At 63.3% G+C, this 17,690-nt stretch carries 15 protein-coding genes and 2 tRNA genes; 12 read left to right on the top strand and 5 right to left on the bottom strand.

Annotated elements, in window-relative coordinates; all coding sequences use genetic code 11:
* Window positions 1–26: 26 nt before the first annotated feature.
* The 5 genes from ACWHYV_RS16545 to ACWHYV_RS16525 form a co-directional block, all read right to left on the bottom strand.
* Window positions 27–1,226, bottom strand: a complete 1,200-nt coding sequence (locus tag ACWHYV_RS16545) for a phosphoglycerate kinase (protein ID WP_447977597.1) — start codon at window positions 1,224–1,226, stop codon at window positions 27–29.
* 75 nt (window positions 1,227–1,301) lie between these two features.
* Window positions 1,302–2,306, bottom strand: coding sequence for a type I glyceraldehyde-3-phosphate dehydrogenase (gene gap, locus ACWHYV_RS16540; protein ID WP_447977596.1), 1,005 nt, complete (start codon window positions 2,304–2,306; stop codon window positions 1,302–1,304).
* Between the two features lie 250 nt (window positions 2,307–2,556).
* Window positions 2,557–3,540: a tryptophan--tRNA ligase gene (gene trpS / locus ACWHYV_RS16535; protein WP_447977595.1), complete on the bottom strand. Its 984-nt coding sequence runs from the start codon at window positions 3,538–3,540 to the stop codon at window positions 2,557–2,559.
* A 9-nt stretch (window positions 3,541–3,549) separates the two neighbouring features.
* Entirely contained in the window at window positions 3,550–4,266 is a 717-nt protein-coding gene (locus tag ACWHYV_RS16530; protein ID WP_447977594.1) for a site-2 protease family protein, read from the bottom strand.
* Window positions 4,267–4,276: 10 nt separating this feature from the next.
* Window positions 4,277–6,157: a penicillin-binding protein activator gene (locus ACWHYV_RS16525; protein WP_447977593.1), complete on the bottom strand. Its 1,881-nt coding sequence runs from the start codon at window positions 6,155–6,157 to the stop codon at window positions 4,277–4,279.
* Between the two features lie 249 nt (window positions 6,158–6,406).
* On the opposite strand from ACWHYV_RS16525, the gene xerD reads away from it, so the two are divergent.
* The 12 genes from xerD to miaA all read left to right on the top strand — a co-directional run bounded on the left by xerD (window position 6,407) and on the right by miaA (window position 17,683).
* Complete coding sequence (xerD, locus tag ACWHYV_RS16520) at window positions 6,407–7,381, top strand: site-specific tyrosine recombinase XerD (protein WP_447977592.1); 975 nt, start codon at window positions 6,407–6,409, stop codon at window positions 7,379–7,381.
* 85 nt (window positions 7,382–7,466) lie between these two features.
* Window positions 7,467–7,542 (top strand) — tRNA-Val (locus tag ACWHYV_RS16515).
* A gap of 94 nt (window positions 7,543–7,636) precedes the next feature.
* Window positions 7,637–7,714: transfer RNA gene (locus tag ACWHYV_RS16510), tRNA-Asp, on the top strand.
* Window positions 7,715–7,832: 118 nt separating this feature from the next.
* On the top strand, window positions 7,833–8,486 hold the full coding sequence (locus tag ACWHYV_RS16505) for a MotA/TolQ/ExbB proton channel family protein (RefSeq protein WP_447977591.1): 654 nt from the start codon (window positions 7,833–7,835) through the stop codon (window positions 8,484–8,486).
* Window positions 8,483–8,926 carry an ExbD/TolR family protein gene (locus tag ACWHYV_RS16500; RefSeq protein WP_447977590.1) on the top strand — a complete coding sequence of 148 codons (444 nt, stop codon included), beginning with the start codon at window positions 8,483–8,485 and terminating at the stop codon, window positions 8,924–8,926. Before ACWHYV_RS16505 ends, ACWHYV_RS16500 begins: the two co-directional genes overlap by 4 nt.
* On the top strand, window positions 8,926–10,104 hold the full coding sequence (locus ACWHYV_RS16495) for an energy transducer TonB (protein ID WP_447977589.1): 1,179 nt from the start codon (window positions 8,926–8,928) through the stop codon (window positions 10,102–10,104). Before ACWHYV_RS16500 ends, ACWHYV_RS16495 begins: the two co-directional genes overlap by 1 nt.
* A gap of 2 nt (window positions 10,105–10,106) precedes the next feature.
* The gene (gene tolB, locus ACWHYV_RS16490) at window positions 10,107–11,420 is read left to right on the top strand and encodes a Tol-Pal system beta propeller repeat protein TolB (RefSeq protein ID WP_447977588.1); all 1,314 of its coding nucleotides are present in this window, start codon (window positions 10,107–10,109) and stop codon (window positions 11,418–11,420) included.
* Between the two features lie 55 nt (window positions 11,421–11,475).
* Window positions 11,476–12,282: a peptidoglycan-associated lipoprotein Pal gene (pal, locus tag ACWHYV_RS16485; protein ID WP_447977587.1), complete on the top strand. Its 807-nt coding sequence runs from the start codon at window positions 11,476–11,478 to the stop codon at window positions 12,280–12,282.
* Window positions 12,283–12,314: 32 nt separating this feature from the next.
* Entirely contained in the window at window positions 12,315–13,823 is a 1,509-nt protein-coding gene (ybgF, locus tag ACWHYV_RS16480) for a tol-pal system protein YbgF (RefSeq protein ID WP_447977586.1), read from the top strand.
* Window positions 13,824–13,880: 57 nt separating this feature from the next.
* Entirely contained in the window at window positions 13,881–14,639 is a 759-nt protein-coding gene (gene ybgF / locus ACWHYV_RS16475; RefSeq protein ID WP_447977585.1) for a tol-pal system protein YbgF, read from the top strand.
* 142 nt (window positions 14,640–14,781) lie between these two features.
* The gene (gene mutL / locus ACWHYV_RS16470; RefSeq protein ID WP_447977584.1) at window positions 14,782–16,641 is read left to right on the top strand and encodes a DNA mismatch repair endonuclease MutL; all 1,860 of its coding nucleotides are present in this window, start codon (window positions 14,782–14,784) and stop codon (window positions 16,639–16,641) included.
* 16 nt (window positions 16,642–16,657) lie between these two features.
* Window positions 16,658–17,683: a tRNA (adenosine(37)-N6)-dimethylallyltransferase MiaA gene (gene miaA / locus ACWHYV_RS16465; protein WP_447977583.1), complete on the top strand. Its 1,026-nt coding sequence runs from the start codon at window positions 16,658–16,660 to the stop codon at window positions 17,681–17,683.
* Window positions 17,684–17,690 lie beyond the last annotated feature (7 nt).

The raw sequence follows: 17,690 nt of genomic DNA, 5'->3' as shown, positions 1-17,690 counted from the left end.
GCTCCTGCTCGGGATATGGACGGCCGTCAAGCCGGACGGTTGGGAAGCGCGGCCAGCCCGGGGAGTTCCTTCCCTTCCAGTAATTGGAGAGTGGCTCCGCCCCCCGTCGAGATGAAAGACATGTTCTCGGATTCTCCGGCGCGATGTACGGCCAGCGCCGTATCGCCGCCGCCTACGATCGTCAACGCATACGCATTCGAGACGGCGTGTGCGATCGAGATCGTGCCTCGCGCATAGGCGTCGTTTTCAAAGACGCCCATCGGCCCGTTCCAAAGAATGGTTTTGGCGTTCTGAATGGCTTCACTGAACAGCTTGACGGAGGCCGGCCCGATGTCCATTCCGTACCAGCCCTTGGGAATTTCCTGGACGGGGACGATCTTGGTCTCCGCACCGGGTTCCGGACTGGCGGCCACAACACAATCCACTGGCAGGTAAAACTTGATTCCGCGAGAAAAGGCGTGTTCCTGGACGCCCTTGGCGAAGTCGAGCATTTGGTCTTCCACGAGCGAGTTCCCGATTTCAAGGCCCAGGGCCTTGATGAAGGTGAAGGCCATGCCGCCCCCGATGATGACTTTGTCCACCTTCTTCCCCAGGTTCTCGATGACCCCGATCTTGCCCGACACCTTTCCGCCGCCGAGGATCGCGACGAACGGCCGCATGGGGTTGGCGACGGCGCCCTCCAGATACTCGATCTCCTTCTTCATCAGGTAGCCGGCGCCGGACACCGGCACGTATTTCGGGATGCCGACCGTCGAAGCGTGGGACCGATGGGCGGTGCCGAACGCGTCGTTGATATAGACATCGGCGAGCGAGGCCAAGGCCTTCGAGAAGGCTTCGTCGTTTTTTTCCTCTCCCGGGTGAAAGCGCAAATTCTCCAACAGCAACACGTCGCCGGGCTTCATCTTGTCCACCAGGGTCTCGACGACCGGCCCGATGCAATCGGGCGCGAACGTCACGTCCTTGCCGAGGAGACGCTGGAGTCGCTTGGCAACCGGCGCGAGACTGAAATTGGGATCGAACTTGCCCTTCGGACGTCCGAGATGGGAGCAGAGAATGACTTTGGCGCCTTCATCGACGGCGTGGTTGATCGTGGGGAGGGCCGACCGGATCCGTGTATCGTCGGTGATCTGGTGCGCGTCGTCGAGCGGGACGTTGAAATCCACCCGAATGATGACACGCTTATTGTGCAGGTTGATCGCGTCGATCGTCATCTTGTTCAGGTTCATGCGGGACCTCCTCGACCATGGACCCGAGCCCCTGTCCGAGAAGGTGCAGCGGACGATCGGCGCGGGGTGAGAGCGTCAAGACTTCGCGGCGATGTACTTAGCGAGATCGCGCACGCGGCATGAATATCCCCACTCGTTGTCGTACCAGGCCATGACCTTCACCATCCGGCGATCCAGCACGGTGGTCAGCAGCGAGTCGAGCACCGCCGAATGGGGGTCACCATTCTCATCGGAGGAGACGATCGGCTCTTCACAGTATTTGAGGATGCCCTTCAAGGGGCCGTCGGCGGCCCGGCGGAAGGCCGCATTGACGGCCGCAATGTCGCAGTCCCGTTCGGTTTCCACGGTCAGATCGACGAGCGACACGTTCGGGGTGGGGACGCGGATCGCGCTGCCGTCGAGCTTTCCCTTGAGCTCTGGGAGGACCAGGTGAATCGCCTTGGCGGCCCCCGTCGACGTCGGAATCATCGAAAGCGCGGCCGCCCGCGCGCGCCGCAAATCCTTGTGGGGGAGGTCGAGGAGCTGTTGGTCGTTCGTATAGGAGTGGATGGTCGTCATAATCCCATGCTTGATCCCAACCGACTCCATCAATACTTTCGCGACGGGGGCCAAGCAGTTCGTCGTACAGGAGGCATTCGAGACGATTTGATGGGACGCGGGATCGTACATGGTTTCGTTGACGCCGAGGACGATCGTGACGTCCGGGTCTTTGGCGGGCGCCGAGATGATGACGCGCTTGGCGCCTGCGGAGAGATGTTTGCTCGCCCCTTCACGATCGGTGAACCGTCCGGTCGATTCGATGACCAAATCGACGCCGAGGTCCTTCCAGGGCAATTCCTTCGGATCTTTCTTGGCCAGGATCTTGATCGGCTTGCCGTCGACGACGATCTCGTCCTCACCGGCTTGGACGGGGACGGATAAGGGACCGTGGACGGAGTCGTACTTGAGAAGGTGGGCGAGGGTTTTGGCGTCGGTCAGGTCGTTGACCGCCACGAACTGAAGGTCCGGATCACCGAGCGAAGCCCGCAACACGTTTCGCCCGATGCGGCCGAACCCGTTGATGCCGATACGAATAGCCATCGTTGCCTTCCTCTTTCGCGACGAACCTCGGAAGTCGTTACACTACAAACAAAAAAGCCGGCCGACAGTTGCGACCGGCAGACGAAGGGCATCGTACTCAGGGTAGGAGGGGTTGTCAAGACGACTTTTGGATACTCAGAAGCGGGCCGAAAGGGCGAAATGGGTCCGTCGAGGTTCGTTCCGTCCGGGCGATGGCGACCGAATGCGCTCCGTACGGTCGGGTGGTCCCGGATGTCGAAGGAGATAGTCGTCACATCTTCATGGCCTCTTTGACTTCTTCCAAGACCTGGTGACTTTCCTTCTTCGCGCGGTGGCTGCCGGCGTCGAGAATTTCCTCGACGCGCTTGGGATCATTGCTGAAATCCTTCCTGGCGTCCCAAATCGGAGACAGCGCGGCCACCATCGCATCGGCCACCAGTTTCTTACAGTCGATACAGCCGATCTCGGCGGTGCGGCACTCCCGGTTGATCCGTTCGATCACGGGCGGTTGGGAATAGATCTTGTGGAAATCAAACACCGGGCAGATGTCAGGGTTTCCGGGATCCGTCCGTCGCACCCGCGCCGGGTCGGTGACCATCGTTTTGAGCTTTTGGCGGACAACCGGCTCGGAGTCGGACAGGTTGATCGTGTTGCCGTAACTCTTGCTCATCTTCCGGCCGTCCGTACCCACGACCTTCGGATAGCTCGTCAGGAGCTCCTGGGGCTCCGGGAAGAGCGGTCGATAGATGCTGTTGAAGCGGCGGGCGAGCTCGCGCGTCAACTCCAAGTGCGGGAGCTGGTCCTTGCCGACCGGCACAAAATCTGCCTTATAGATCAGGATGTCGGCGGCCTGCAGGACAGGGTAGCCCAGGAAGCCATAGGTCGAAAGATCGCGGTCCGCGATCTGTTCCTGCTTTTCCTTATAGGTGGGGTTGCGCTCCAGCCACGGGATCGGCGTGATCATCGAGAGCAGCAGGTGCAGGACGGCGTGGTCGGGATTCGACGACTGGACGAACACCGTCGAGCGCTCGGGATCGATGCCGGCGGCCAGCCAATCGATGACCATCTCACGCGTGAACTCGCGAATCCGGGCGGTATCGGCGTAGTTCGTCGACAGCGCGTGCCAATCGGCCACGAAGAAGAAGCATTCGTACTGGTCCTGAAGGGCCTTCCAGTTCTCCAGAGCCCCGAGCAGGTTTCCCAGGTGCAGAAGCCCGCTCGGCTGCATTCCGCTCAACACACGCTGCTTCGGCATGTCGTGATTCTACTCCAAGACGGTCGAGAAAATCGTCCCGGCCACCGCATCGACCAGCGTCCCGGTGATGGCGTGGATCACGTGCAGTTGCGGGTCGAACACGATGAGGCCCACCAGGATCAGCATCCCGTAGGGTTCGAGCCGCATGAGGGCCATCGCCGATCGCGCGGGGAGCAGGCTGGTCAGGATTCGGCCCCCGTCGAGCGGCGGGATCGGGATGAGATTGAAGACCATCAGCACCACATTGATCATCACGGAGTATTTCGCCATGACGGCGAGCGGCACCAGGAACATGCCGAGCCCGTCCTGCCAGCCCGCAGGATTGCCGTCGTTCATCTGCGCCGGCAACGACCGATCCACGTAGAAGAGCACGGCAAACAGGAGGGCGCTCGCAATCGCGATCATGAGATTCATGGCCGGCCCGGCCGCCGCCACCATCGCCATGTCGCGACGTGGGCGACGAAGTTGGCTGCTGTTGATGGGGACGGGTTTGGCCCATGCGAGCAGAAATCCTCCGGCAAGCAGACACAAGGCCGGGAAGATGATCGTGCCGAAGATATCGATGTGCGCCAAGGGATTCATCGTCAGCCGGCCCTGGAGCCGCGCCGTCGTGTCTCCGAATCGGTCGGCCACCCAGCCATGCGCATACTCGTGGGCCACGATGGCGAGCATCAGCGGCAGGGCGAGATACGACACGGTGTACAGGATTTGCGACAAGCCATCCATACGAACCCCACTAATTCAACTGCACGAGCCGTCCGTTCTTGATATGGATCACATAGAGCCGCCGCTCGAGCGCCCCACCCGGGCCGAACCCAGCGGGTCCGGTGAGAGTCGGAAAATCACGGCTGTGCACGAGCTGCTCGTAGACGGCCCGCCCGCTCGTCGCCCCCTTACGGATCGCCTCCACGACGATTCGCGCCGCGTCATAGGCCTGTGCAGCAAACGGAGAAGGGTCGGTCTGATATTTCTTTCGATACCGATCGACGAACTCTCGGACCGCCAGGTCGGGGCTGTCGATGAAAAAGCCATCCACGAACGTGCCGCCGTCCACCGATCGGTCCGCCAGCTTCGTGAGCATCGGCGAGTTCCAGGTGTTGCCTCCGAGCAAGGGCACCTTCACGTCGTAAAACAGCAACTGCGGGGCGATGAGGGCCACCTGGTTGAAGTCGGCCGGCAGGAACAGCGCATCGAAGCCGGGCGTATATTGGACCTTCGTGACGGGCTTCCCGTGTCTGGTGGCCTTTGTCGTGACCGCTTGGCCGTATTTTTTCAAGTCCGCTTCCTTGAGGCGGGTAATCGGTTTCGCGAAGTCCGTGTCCGTTTCCTTGTACGCTTCCACGGCAATCAACTCGCCCCCGCGCTTCTTCACTTCCATGGCGAACAGGTCGGCCAACTCATGCCCATATGGCGTGTCGGGATATAGGATGCAAAAACGCTTGTAGCCGAGCTGAGTCATCGCATGCTCGGCCAATCGTTGCGCCTGCAACGGCTGGGTCATCGCCGTGCTGAACAGGTACGGGCCGAGCCGGCGGACGTCCGAGAGACTGGCCGAGGGCGTGATGAACGGTGTCACGTGCTGCTCCGAGAGCGGAGCGATCGCGTGCAGATTCTTGGACAGGAGCGGACCGATCACCGCGAGCGGGCGGCGCTCCTCGAGCAGGTCGGCCAGCTCCAGCTTCAGGGCGGCCTTGTCGGTTTCGCTGTCGATCACCTGCAGCGCCACGGCATTGAGGCCGAGGTGATCGCGCGCCTTGTCGATCGCAATTTGGATCCCATTCAGCGCTTCCATCCCGAACGCTTGGAGCTTGCCGGACAGGGGCAGGACGGCGGCGAAAAGGAACTGAGAGGCCTTCAGCTTGTTCTCAAACGCCGTGAGCATGTCCTGGGCGATCGGCGCGAACTCATGATTCGGGAATCGACCGAGGAAGAGCCGGATGTTCCGTTCGGCGAGGTGCTCTTCGCCCTGGGCGTTTTGCATCTCGATCAGGCGCATCAGCGCCAGGTCGCCGGGAAATTCGGCCGGATAGATCTCGCGGATGCGCATGAGTCCCTTGCGATCCAATTTCTCGAAGATCGCGTCCTTGATCCGGTCACGGGAGTCGGCGCGCTGGTCGGGCGGGGATAAAGCGAGCTCTTCGAGCCACGCCTGGATCGCCCGCAGCCAGTCCGACTTCTGCGCATAGAGCTCCGCGATCATTCTGACGGCCTGCCGCTTGGACTCCGGCTCCTCGATCGTGTTTTTGGCCTCGATAAGCGACGACAACGCCGCGTCGGGCTTTCCCAGGGCCAGGTGGGCGGCGCCGATCATCAGGCGTCCCCGAGCGGTCAATTCGGACGACGGGAATTCGGCGAGGAGCTGATGGAGGTAGGAGAGCGCCTCCTCATAGTCCTTCTTCCCCATCAGGGCCGCCGCCATGAGCAAATAGGCGTCATCCACCTCGTCCGGACGAGGGCTCGACGCGAGGAACTTCTTGAGCGCGAGGATGGCCCCGCCTTCCTGGTGTGTTTCGATCAATGCCTTGGCATGTTCGAGCGATGATCGGGGGCTGTCCGGGGACTGCCTCCCGGCCTCGGCCGCTTCAACAGCCCAGGCGCCGGGAGCCAGTGGGAGCAACAGCGTGATCAGCAGGAGCCACGCTGCTCCGGCTGCTCCAACGGCGCGCCGCCTCCGAATGATTGGGATGCCGGAAACCAAATGAGCCGATCGAGGGAGCAAACGATTTGTGAAGGAACGGTAAGCACAGGCGAGCATGGACAGAGTCACTATAGGAGACGATCGTTTGGGGTGTCAAGGCAGGCGCCGTGCTCGCAATGCGGCAGTTCATGGTATAGTCCCGCCCCAAAGTGACAGGGGGCGCATGGCGTGAACGACCGCACTGCCGATAGACCGTACGATGCCTTGAGTCGGCCGCTCGACGGCCTCGTCGATCGGTTCTTGGCCACGCTTCGGCTGGAAGGTGGCGCGGCGGACAATACCGTGGCGGCCTATCGGAGAGATCTGGTGAGGCTCCAGCAGTTCCTGGACGAGCGAAGAGTGGAGCACGCGGCCGGATTGACGCGCCCGCGGGTCCGCGACTTTCTCGATCACCTGACTCGGTCGCGGCTCTCGCCTGCCTCCGTGGCGAGGAGCATGGCCGCGCTCCGAGGCTTCTGCCGGTTCCTCGCCCGGGAGGGCATAGTCGCCGAAGACCCGATGCTGGCCGTGCAATCGCCGAGGCAATGGCAGCGGTTGCCGAAGACGCTGACCGAGCGGGAGGTGACGGCACTGCTCGAGGCGGGCCTCGGGACGAAGCCGGAAGCGGTGCGGGATGCCGCGATGCTCGAGTTGCTGTACGCGACCGGGTTGCGGGTGTCCGAGTTGGTTGGCCTCGAGTTGCGGCACATCAACCTCGCAGCCGGCTATGTCCTCACCACGGGGAAGGGTGACAAGCAACGAGTCGTACCGATCGGCGATCATGCGAGGCGGAAGATTCAGGAGTATCTCGAGCAGGCACGTCCCGCCCTGCTCAGAGGACGGCCTTCGCCGCATCTCTTCATCACCCGGCGGGGGACGAAGATGACGCGCCAGGCTTTTTGGACGATCCTTCGCGCTCGGGCGCGATCAGTCGGCGTCCGGAAACCGATTTCGCCGCACATGCTGAGACATTCGTTCGCGACACACCTGCTCGAGCATGGGGCCGATCTCCGCGCGGTCCAGGCGATGCTGGGCCACAGCAAGATTTCCACTACCCAAATCTATACTCGGGTGGAGCAGGCGCGCCTCAAGCGGTTGCACACGGCATACTTTCCTCGAAAGAGCCGGCGAACCGGGGCCCCAGAGGGACCGCGCGTGACGTGACGAGGCGACGAGGCGGAACGATTGTTGACAAGGGGGGGCGGAGTTGATAGTATCCGCAAACGCTTACCAGCCTTAAGGAATTCTTGGGCGGATAGCTCAGTTGGGAGAGCGCTGCCCTTACAAGGCAGAGGTCACAGGTTCGATCCCTGTTCCGCCTACCAGGCAAGAGAAGTGTGGAGTCAGGGAGAGCCGAGTTCTGTCGCCTCGAGTTCGCTGCAGATCCTGCACGGATATCATCCTTGCCTCATGAAACGGGGGGCCGTCGTTCAGCTTGGTTAGGACGCCAGATTGTCAATCTGGAGGTCGCGGGTTCAAGTCCCGTCGGCCCCGCCACTTTCCTCCGATCGTGTCACAGCATGAAGGTGTTATGGCCATCCCTCGGGAGGCGTTCCGCTAACCGCCTATGATGTTCCAAGCCGGTCCGATGGGTCTTATCGGTTCACTTGGAGCAGTGTCGAAAGTCGTTCTCCTCGCTCTCTTGATTTTCTCCGTCGTCTCCTGGAGCATCATCCTTTATAAGTGGCGCGTATTCCGCCTCAGCGACAAGGAGGATCAGCGCTTTCTTCAAGCCTATGGCCGATCGCAGGAGAAGGAGGAGCTCCGCCGGCATGCCAAACGCCACCCGGCGAGCGCCTGCGCCGCGGTCTTCGCGACCGTCATGGATCGGGTCGCACCGGAGCGCGACAGCCCGGAAAGTTTCGCTTCGGCCGCGGAGTACGACCCACCCGATCGGCAATACCTCGACCGGGTCGTGTCTCATACGATCCAGGAACAGATCTCACGGCAGGAGGCCTATCTCCCCTTTCTCGCGACGACCGGCAACATTACGCCCTTCATTGGTCTTCTTGGCACCGTGCTCGGGATCATCGACGCATTCCGCGAGATCGGCAAGCAAGGGACGGCCAGCATCGCCGCCGTTGCCCCCGGCGTTGCCGAGGCGCTCATTGCAACGGCCGCCGGGCTCTTTACCGCAATCCCCGCCGTCATCGCGTATAATTATTACTTAGCCCGGATCCGCAAGTCCGCTTCACGCGTCGACGCCTTCAGCATTGAGTTGTTGAATTACGTGCAGGGGCGGCTGAAGCAGGTCGGGATCCGGGGATGATGTTTGAGAGTCGCCGGCGCCGTTTCTTAGCCGAGATCAACGTTATCCCGCTGGTGGACATCGTTCTCGTCCTCTTGATCATCTTCATGGTGACCGCGCCGATGCTGTACCGCGGCATGGACATCAATCTCCCGACCTCCTCCAGCAACACGATCAAGCCCGAAGAACGGGTCGTTCTGACGGTCGAGCGCGATCAGAAGGTCTATGTGGACAAGGATCCCGTGCCGCTCGCCTATCTGGAAGAGCGGCTGAAATCGATCCGGGAGCGCAATGCGGACGTCTCCGTTTATCTGCGCGCGGACCGCGATGTGCCGTATGGAACGGTCGTTCAGGTGATGGACGGGGTGAAGCGGTCGGGGATCGAAAAGCTCGGCATGGTGACGGACGCGCCCGCGCACGAGCGCGTCACCGAAGAGCCGGTGAACGATCGGAGGCATTGATGGCCGCCGACACGTCGCAGATCCTGTCGTTCGGCTCGCCTTCTCGCCTCCCGGCTTCGATGCGGTGGATGGTCGCCGTTTCGCTCGTGCTTCACGTGGTCTTCCTCCTCTCGCTTAGCGGGCTTCGCATGTCCAAATCTGAGCGGCCGCTCGCCAGCTACCAGGTGTCGCTCGTCACCTTGCCTACGCCAAAGGTCGAGGCGCCCGCACCCAAGCCGGTGGAACCGACACGGTCGAGTCCGGTCGACTCTGTGGCAGCGCCGAGACCTACGCCTCAGGTCGCCAAGGAGAAGCCGGTTCCCGAGCCCGTCCGGCTTCCCCCGCCGGCACCGATTCTTGCACCGACGAGGCCGATACCAAAGGTCAAGGAAACGATCGCACCGCCGGCCACTCCATCGACCCCTCCGGTTCGCGAGCCGATGCCGCCTGCCGCGGTGGTTCCACCCCCCGCCGTCCGCTCATCCCAACCGAATAGCGTTCATCCCATGCCTCCGCCTCCCCCGTCGCGCCCCGCGCTGAACCGCGATGTGTTGCGCGGATTCAACCTCCCGGACGTCCCGAAGCTCGGCGAGGTCAAGCCGCTTCCCACCGGCTCCCCTGAGGCGGCTACCCGGACCGACGAAGAGGTGCAGAAGCTCATCAAGGCGCTGGATGTGCCTCAGCCTTCGATCCCAGCCCCGGCAGCGCCCGATCCGGCCCGCTCTCGTGTTGCTCCGCCGCGCGCTTCGGTCAGCGAGGAGCTGGCGCAGCAACTTCAGAAGCTCGCCCAACCCCCTCCGCCGCCCCCGGCTCCGGCGCAACGGTTGCTGCCTCCCGAGCCGCAGGTCGCGGCCAAGCCGCCGGCGACAAAGGGGCCCGTCACGAGCTTGCAGTTGCCTGGCGTCAATGCGGGCAACCCCTACCTGGCGCTCGTCCAAAAGCGCATCAGTAATCAATGGGTGGCCCCTCAGGTGGAGAGTGCGGGGCGCGCGCTCCAGGTCGTGATTCGTTTTCGATTGGAACGAAGCGGACGCGTCAGCGATATCGCCGTCGAGCAGAGCTCGGGGAACGAATACTATGATCTGGCCGCGAAGCGCGCCGTGCTCGCCGCCAACCCGCTGCCGGCGTTTCCGTCGGACATGGGGCAGGCATACCTCGACGCGCATTTCAGTTTTACAGTTGGCGAATCAGTGAGTTGAGTATGCGGATCATCGTGTTGGCGAGTTATCTGGTCTGTTTCGGTGCGCTGGTCGGAATTTTGGAGTCCGGAGCTGAAGACGTGTTCTTGGAAGCGACACGGCCGGACTTCCAAAAGATCCCAATCGGGGTGCTGGGGTTTCGAGAGGGACGTGAACCGGAGACGATGGGGGACAAGGCGGCGGAAGTGCTGCGCGCCGATCTCCGGCGCTCGCTCGTCTTTGCCGTCGCCGATCTGCCCAAGCTCGGCATCAAGCTGAATGGAAGCGCCGGCCGGGATGCTGTCGACAAGAAGTTGTTCCGCCTGGCGTCCGATCAGGGGATCTCCGTGCTCGTCTGGGGTAAGCTCTCGATGCGCAATCCTGATCTGCTCCTGGACGGCTTCGTCTATGACGGCGGGACCGGGGACGTCGTCGCTGATCGCCGCTATGTCGGCTCGCCCTCGGTCATCCGCCAAATGGCGCACCGCCTGGCCGATGAGCTGGTCTTTCGGTACACCGGCGAGCAAGGGATCGCCCGCACCAAGATCGCGTTCGTCTCCGAACAGAACGGCAGCCGCGAGCTCTATGTGATGGACTACGATGGGTACGGGCCCAGACAGGTGACGGCCGACGGCTTTCTGAATCTGATGCCGCGCTGGTCGCTGGACCGGCGCTACCTGATCTTCACCTCCTATCGGGACCGGACCAAGCAACATATCGACATGGTGGAATTGGCCACCGGCCGACGCTGGACGCTGGTCGCGCTCCCGGGCTTGAACATCACCCCCTCGTTGTCGCCGGACGGGAATTGGCTCGCGTTCGCGACCAGCCAGGACGGCAACTCCGAGATCTACAAAATGGAAACGAACACGAAAAGCTTGCAGCGCCTGACGGTGCATCCCTCGGGCGACCTGTCGCCGTCGTGGTCGCCGAACGGTCGGGAAATCGTCTTTGCTTCCGACCGCGGCGGCGGCCCGCAGCTCTACATCATGAGCGCGGACGGCTCCAATGTCCGGCGCCTGACGTTCGAGGGGGATTACAATGCGGCGCCGGCATGGTCCCCGCGCGGCCAATGGATCGCCTACGTCTGCCGTACCGAGCAGCATCAATACAAACTCTGCTTGATCACCCCGGATGGGCAAAAACGGGTGCGCGTCACCTCCGGCCCCGGGGTCGATGACTCGCCGTCGTGGTCGCCGGACGGGCGCCACCTCGTCTTCAGCTCGACGGCGGAAGGGAAAAGCCACATCTACATCATCAACAGCGATGGGACCGACGCAGAACGGTTGACTTCCGGCGGCGTCTCCCATACAAGTCCAAGCTGGTCGCCGCTGTAGTATGGTCTACGGCGGTGGAGGCCCTGATAGTATTACTTGCAAGAAGGAGCCCCCTATGTACAGACGCTATCCCCTGTTCTTCGTGACCGGAGTGCTCGGGTTCCTGCTGTTGTCGGCTGCGGCCTGCAGCAAATCCATCCAGGCGACATCCGGGTCGAAGTCGTTCGAGCCGGGCGCCAAGAAAGAGACGGTCGCCTCGCGTCCGAGCCCGCCGTCGGGGGCGACGAGTCCGAATGCGGGCTCCGTCGGGTCCCCGGCACCCCGATCCAGCGAGCCTTCAGCCCGCATGATGGACCGGCCGCCGGACCTCGAGCCTTCTGGCCTCGAGCCCTCGGGCCTCGAGTCTTCGCCCGCGACCCCGGTTCCCTCGTTGTCGACGAGCGAGCCGCCGCACGCGCCGATGACGAGCAAGGGCTCGGATGAGCAGCGGGTGCCGGGCGACATGCTGGTCGCAAAGACCGAACCGGCCGACGCGAGCCGCCGGCGGATCGAAGAGATGCAGCGTGAGCAGATCGCCACCGCGGCCGCGGGATTGGAAGACGTGTTCTTCGGGTTCGACAGCTGGCAGATCACCGATGAAGGCAAGCAGACCCTGATGCTCGATGCGGAATGGCTGAAAGCCAACCCCGGTAAGATGATCATGATCGAAGGGCATTGCGACGAGCGCGGGACCCTCGCCTATAACCTCGTGCTGGGTGAGAAGCGGGCCAAGGCCGTGCAGAAATACCTCGTCGAGTTGGGGGTGAGCCCCCAGCAGTTGACCGTGGTCTCGTATGGCAAGGAGCGGCCGTTCTGCAAAGAGCGTGATGAGGCGTGCTACCAGAAGAACCGCCGCGGCCATCTGGCCGTTCGAGCCCAGTAATCCATGGTCCTTGAAAAGGAAGGAGGGAGACAGTGAGCCGATGCCACAGCCCTCACCGGCCGCAGGGTCGTCGACCTGGCCTGCTCATCGGTGGGCTCCTCTGTTTCCTGCTGTCCGGATGTTTGGCGCAACAGGCCGAATTGAATCAGGTCAAAGGGGATCTCGGGAAACAGATCAAACAGCTCGATCAGCGCGATCGAGAGCTGCAGCAGACCGTCAAACAAGCCAAGCTGGACATCGACAAGCTCGTCAGTGAGACGCGTGCGCGCCTGAGCCAGGAGATCTCCGCATTGCGCGAGGAGGAACTGCCCGCCCTACGCGGGGGCTTGGACAAGGATTCTCACCAATTGGCCGTCCTCCGCAGCCGGGTCGACGATGTCGAGCATCAACTGGCCCGTCGCGTTGCAGGCGTGGAAAAGGCTCAAAGTGATCAGGCGTCCACCGCCAAAGCCGAGCGGGACCGTCTCCACGAGGAAGTGGGGAGGCTCACCAGCCGAATCGACGGCCTGAACGCCCGCCTCGAAGCCATGAACGGCACGGTCGCTTCCATGGTGAAGACGCTGGGCGGACGCCTGGATGAGCAGGACAAGGCGCTGACGGCCGGAGAAGGGCGCATCCAGCAACTGGAGGCCCAAGGCCGCACCCTCACCGAGCAGATGGCTCAGTATGGTAAGGCCTTGGCCGACTACAAGAAGGCTTTGACCGGGTTGGGCGAGAAGTTCGTGCAGGAAGAACAACGCCTCGCCGACCTCAGCAACAAAGTCTCGGGCCGGACCGATGCGCTGACGGCCAAGGTGGAAAATGACGCGAAAACGACGACCGCGCATCTGAACGATGTGAACAAGAGTGTTGCGTCGGTCGCCAAGGCGCTCGAAACGGTGAGCGGGCAGGTGATCAGCCGGGTGGAGGAGCAGGATCGACGGTTGGATGAAATGATGAAGAACCTGCACGGGCTGGATGCGCAACTCGCCACGCTGAATCAGGCCGTCCTGCAGTTGAGGAGCACCCGGGAGGCGCCGCCGCGATCCGTTGAGGAATCGCGCCCCCAGTCGGGGCCCGGCGACGCCTTGGCCGCTCCAGCGCCTGCCAGCATTCCGTCCACGGTTCCACAGCCCGCGCCGCCGGATCCGGGTGCTCACAGCCAGTCGCCACGGGACGTCCGAGCAAGAGAGGTGTACGACCGGCACATCGCGACGTTCAAGCACGGCGATTTCGACGCCGCCTTGCAGGGCTTCACGCAATTTCTCGCCGACTATCCGACGTCGGACCTCGCCGCCAACGCCCAGTATTGGTTGGGCGAGTGTCTGTACGGCAAAAAGGATTACGCCCGCGCGATCGAAGCATTCGATCGGGTCAAGACCGCCTATCCGCATAGCGACAAGGTGCCGGCCGCCTTGCTGAAGAAGGGGTTCGCGTATCTCGCCCTCAAGGACCGCAATCGCGCTTCGTCCGTCTGGCGCCAGGTCGTCGACGGCTATCCCAACAGCCCCGAGGCCGGCAAGGCGCTCGAGAAGCTCGCACAATTGAAACAGATTCGTTAACAGATTCGTCGACCATCTCGAACCTGGTGAATGATCCCGATGAAACGACACACTGGAATGGCTCTCTACATAGGGATGGGCATCGTCGCCTTGCTCCCTGCAGGCTGTGCGAAGCACGCCGACTACTTGGACTTGCGCGAAGAAGTGGCGGTCCTCAGCAAGAAGCAGGACGCTTTTCAACGCCGCTTTCAAGCCTTGGAGGGCGGTGCCGCCATCGGCCACGACGCATCCAGGACGACCGAGAGCCTGGCGCAGCGGGTGAACGAGTTGAGCGCGCGGATGAGCGAGCTGGAACGCCGGCTGGCGCGACTCGAGGACGGGGGCGCTTCCGGGATGAGCAAGCTTGACGAGGGGAGCGTGTCGGCGAAAACAATGCGTCCGGTCGAGCCTCCCGAGGCGCCATCGCCCTCGAGCCCGGCGCCGCTGCCGGGGACGCCCGGCATCTCGCCGACCTCGGCCTTCAATCTCGCGTACAACGACTATCTCAACGGGCGGTACGACCTGGCCGTGACCGGTTTTCAGCGGTTCCTCAAGGATTTTCCAAGCACCTCGCTGGCCCCGAACGCGCACTACTGGATCGGCGAATCCTACTTGAGCTTGAAAGAGTATGGAAAGGCGATGCAGGCGTTTCAAAAAGTCGTCAGCGACTACCCCCGCAGTGAAAAGGTGCCGCCCGCTCTGTTCAAACTGGGGGTGGTTGCCGCGGAGTCGGGCGACCTCCCGAAAGCGCGCAGCTATTTGAAGCGCGTGATCGAGGAGTACTCCACCTCGGACGAAGCCAAGCTGGCCAAGAACAAACTCGCCGAGATTCGATAGTGGGATTCCATGCGGTCAGTGATGAGAGTCTTCAAGGGTCGATTCCCCCTGGTGTCGTCGTCTCGATCGGACGTCTGGCCGTCCGGTCTTCCAAAGACCCTGCCTGACCGATGGTTCTTGCCGGAGCACCCCTGAGGTCTAGATGAAGGTCGATGTCATCACCGGAAAAATTCGCGTGCTGCCGGGCGAGGTCGTGAGCCGGATTGCCGCCGGCGAAGTGATCGAGCGGCCGGCCGCGGTCGTTAAGGAGTTGGTGGACAACAGCATCGATGCGGGAAGCACGAGCATCTCCGTCGAGGTAGCCGACGGCGGGAGGACGCTGATCAAGGTCGTCGACGACGGTGAAGGGATGAGCCGGGCGGACGTGCCGCTCGCCTTCGAGCGGCATGCCACCAGCAAGCTGCAGTCGGACGCCGAGCTGTTCTCCATTCGGACGCTCGGGTTTCGCGGGGAGGCTCTCCCGAGCATCGCGGCGGTTTCCCAGGTCCGTCTCCTCACCACGCCGCGTGGGGAGACGATCGGGACGCGGCTGGAGATCGCCGGCGGCGTACGTGTCGTGCTCGAGGATGCGGCGTCCCCCCCGGGCACCCAGATCGAGGTCCGCGACCTGTTCTTCAATACGCCCGCCCGCAAGAAATTCCTGAAAACGCCGGCGACCGAGCTCTCCCATATCTGTCAGGTCGTCCAGCAGGCCGCCTTGGCCTGGCCTCAGATCTCTTTTCGGCTCCGACACAACGGGCAGCGCGTGTTCGACTACCCGGCGGTCGCCTCCGGGCGCGAGCGCGTCCTGCAGGTGTACGGCATGCAAATGGTCGAGCAGATGGTGACCGTGGATGCGGAGGGACCGGGTCTCAAGGTCGAGGGTCTGACCATCAAGGCCGTGCACGCGCGTGGCGGCCGTAGCCCTCAAGAGCTCTTGGTCAACCGCCGCGCCGTGCGAAACGCGACGGTGACGCACGCGGTCTACGACGCGTATGGAGGGACGATCGCCAAAGGGCTGCATCCCTTGTTCGTGTTGTGGATCGAAGCAGACCCCTCCCGGCTCGATGTCAACGTTCACCCGGCCAAGCGCGAGGTCCGTTTTGCAGACCAGGACGTCATTCACCGAACTGTTCGAAGGGCGGTGCGCGCGGCGCTTGGCGTAGGGCTCGCGGAAGCCGGGACGGGTGCCCATTCCGGCGGCGCCGGGGCGTCGGACCTCCCGGCGGAACGTGGGATTTTCCCTGGCTGGTCCGCTGGCCGCGAAGTCGGTGCGGGGATGGCGGGCATCGGTGCACCTCCTGGTGTCCAGCCCCGTCTTGGCGGAGGCTCTGAGCCCGATGCGCAGGAGTGGAGTCCTACTCGGTCTGCGACTCGATTGGATTCCTGGACCGAGACGCCCGAGGCTCGAGAAGGGCGGACGGCTTATCTCACAGAGCCGCCGCCGGCGGACGTCGTGCCGTACGGGCAGCTCCATCAGACATTCCTGGTGGCGCTGGTGGGGACGGAATTGTGCGTCATCGACCAACACACCGCACACGAGCGGGTGCTCTACGAGCGCCTGAAGCGCGGGCTGACGGCGGAGAGGCCCGCCTCTCAGGCGCTCCTGGTCCCTGAGACGATCGAGTTGCCCCCCCACGCCGGTGCCCTGCTTCAGGAGTACCTCGGCGATCTCGCCAGCCTGGGCCTCGAAATCGAACCCTTCGGCCCCTCGTCCTTCGTCGTCCGCTCGGTGCCCGCCGTGCTCGGGCGGGTGTCGGCGTCCAGTCTCATCGCCGAGCTTCTCGATGATGTCGCTGAGGCTCGCGGCCGGGTTTCGTTCGAGGAACGCGTCCATCCGATCCTGGCGTCGCTCGCGTGCCATAGCGCGGTTCGCGCGGGACGGCCGATGGCCTTACCGGAAATGAAGTCACTGATCGAGGATTGGTTGGCGGAGGGCCGTCCCACGACCTGCCCGCACGGCCGTCGCATCGCGTTGCGGTTGCCGGCTGAAGAGTTGCAGCGGGTCTTCGGTCGTCTGTAGGAGGGGCGGACCGCGCATGTTGTCAGGGAAGGCAGAGCAGATCGGCGAACCGTCCCGGGACGCGAAGCCGCTGGTCGTGCTCCTGGGGCCGACGGCGGTCGGCAAGAGTCGGATGGCCATCCCCGTGGCGCGGGCCCTGCAGACCGAGATCCTGACGGCGGACTCCCGGCAGGTCTATTGCGGCATGGATATCGGGATGGACAAGCCCCGAGAAGACGAGCGGGGCGGGGTCCCGCATCGTTTGCTCGACCTCGTTCAGCCAGACCAGCCGTTCAATGTCGGCGAATACCGGCGCTTGGCGCTGGCCGAGATCCGACGGCTGCACCGGGAGGGCCGGGTGCCGCTGATGGTCGGCGGAACGGGACTCTATATTCGGGCGGTCGTCCGCGGACTGTGGGAAGGGCCACCCGCGGATTGGGAGTATCGGCGCCGTTTGAGCGATCTCGCCCGCATCGAAGGCCCCGAGCATCTGCATCGTCGGCTGGCCGCGATCGATCCCGACCTCGCCTCACGCCTCCACCCTCGAGACGAAGCGAAGATCATCCGCGGCTTGGAGATCTATGAGACCACCGGCCGGCGCCTTTCCGATCTGCACCGTGAGCATGCGTTTGCCGAGCGTCCGTTTTCGACGCTCTTGATCGGGCTGGTGCGGGACCGAAGCGAGCTGTATCGGCGCATCGATGCCCGTGTGGACGAGCAGATCGCCCGAGGGCTGGTCGATGAAACTCGCCGGTTGCTCGCCTGCGGCTACAGCCGGAACCTCGGGTCGATGAAAGGGCTGGGATACCGGCAGATGGCGGGCTATCTGGCCGGGGAGTATTCGTTCGAGGAGGCCTGCCGGCGGCTGAAGCGCGATACCCGGCATTTTGCCAAGCGCCAGATGACCTGGTTTCGGAGAGAACCAGGCGTCGTGTGGCTCATGGTCGCGGCTGACGAGCCGGCGGAGCGAACGGCCGAGCGGGTTCTTGGAGTGGTGCGGGACCGTGGGGCGGCAAGGATGGATGATGGACCGGTCGGGTGGGCGACGGCGGTGTCGGCGTAGGGAACGG

The sequence above is a fragment of the Candidatus Nitrospira bockiana genome (assembly GCF_965152565.1).
This window is presented reverse-complemented; position numbering and strand designations above follow the sequence as displayed.

What these genes read in the sequence shown, in the direction of transcription:
- ACWHYV_RS16545 (WP_447977597.1), bottom strand. Translation starts at nt 1,226, where the DNA reads ATGAACCTGAACAAGATGACGATCGACGCGATCAACCTGCACAATAAG.
- gap (WP_447977596.1), bottom strand. Translation starts at nt 2,306, where the DNA reads ATGGCTATTCGTATCGGCATCAACGGGTTCGGCCGCATCGGGCGAAAC.
- trpS (WP_447977595.1), bottom strand. Translation starts at nt 3,540, where the DNA reads ATGCCGAAGCAGCGTGTGTTGAGCGGAATGCAGCCGAGCGGGCTTCTG.
- ACWHYV_RS16530 (WP_447977594.1), bottom strand. Translation starts at nt 4,266, where the DNA reads ATGGATGGCTTGTCGCAAATCCTGTACACCGTGTCGTATCTCGCCCTG.
- ACWHYV_RS16500 (WP_447977590.1), top strand. Translation starts at nt 8,483, where the DNA reads ATGATGTTTGAGAGTCGCCGGCGCCGTTTCTTAGCCGAGATCAACGTT.
- ACWHYV_RS16495 (WP_447977589.1), top strand. Translation starts at nt 8,926, where the DNA reads ATGGCCGCCGACACGTCGCAGATCCTGTCGTTCGGCTCGCCTTCTCGC.
- tolB (WP_447977588.1), top strand. Translation starts at nt 10,107, where the DNA reads ATGCGGATCATCGTGTTGGCGAGTTATCTGGTCTGTTTCGGTGCGCTG.
- pal (WP_447977587.1), top strand. Translation starts at nt 11,476, where the DNA reads ATGTACAGACGCTATCCCCTGTTCTTCGTGACCGGAGTGCTCGGGTTC.
- ybgF (WP_447977585.1), top strand. Translation starts at nt 13,881, where the DNA reads ATGGCTCTCTACATAGGGATGGGCATCGTCGCCTTGCTCCCTGCAGGC.
- mutL (WP_447977584.1), top strand. Translation starts at nt 14,782, where the DNA reads ATGAAGGTCGATGTCATCACCGGAAAAATTCGCGTGCTGCCGGGCGAG.
- miaA (WP_447977583.1), top strand. Translation starts at nt 16,658, where the DNA reads ATGTTGTCAGGGAAGGCAGAGCAGATCGGCGAACCGTCCCGGGACGCG.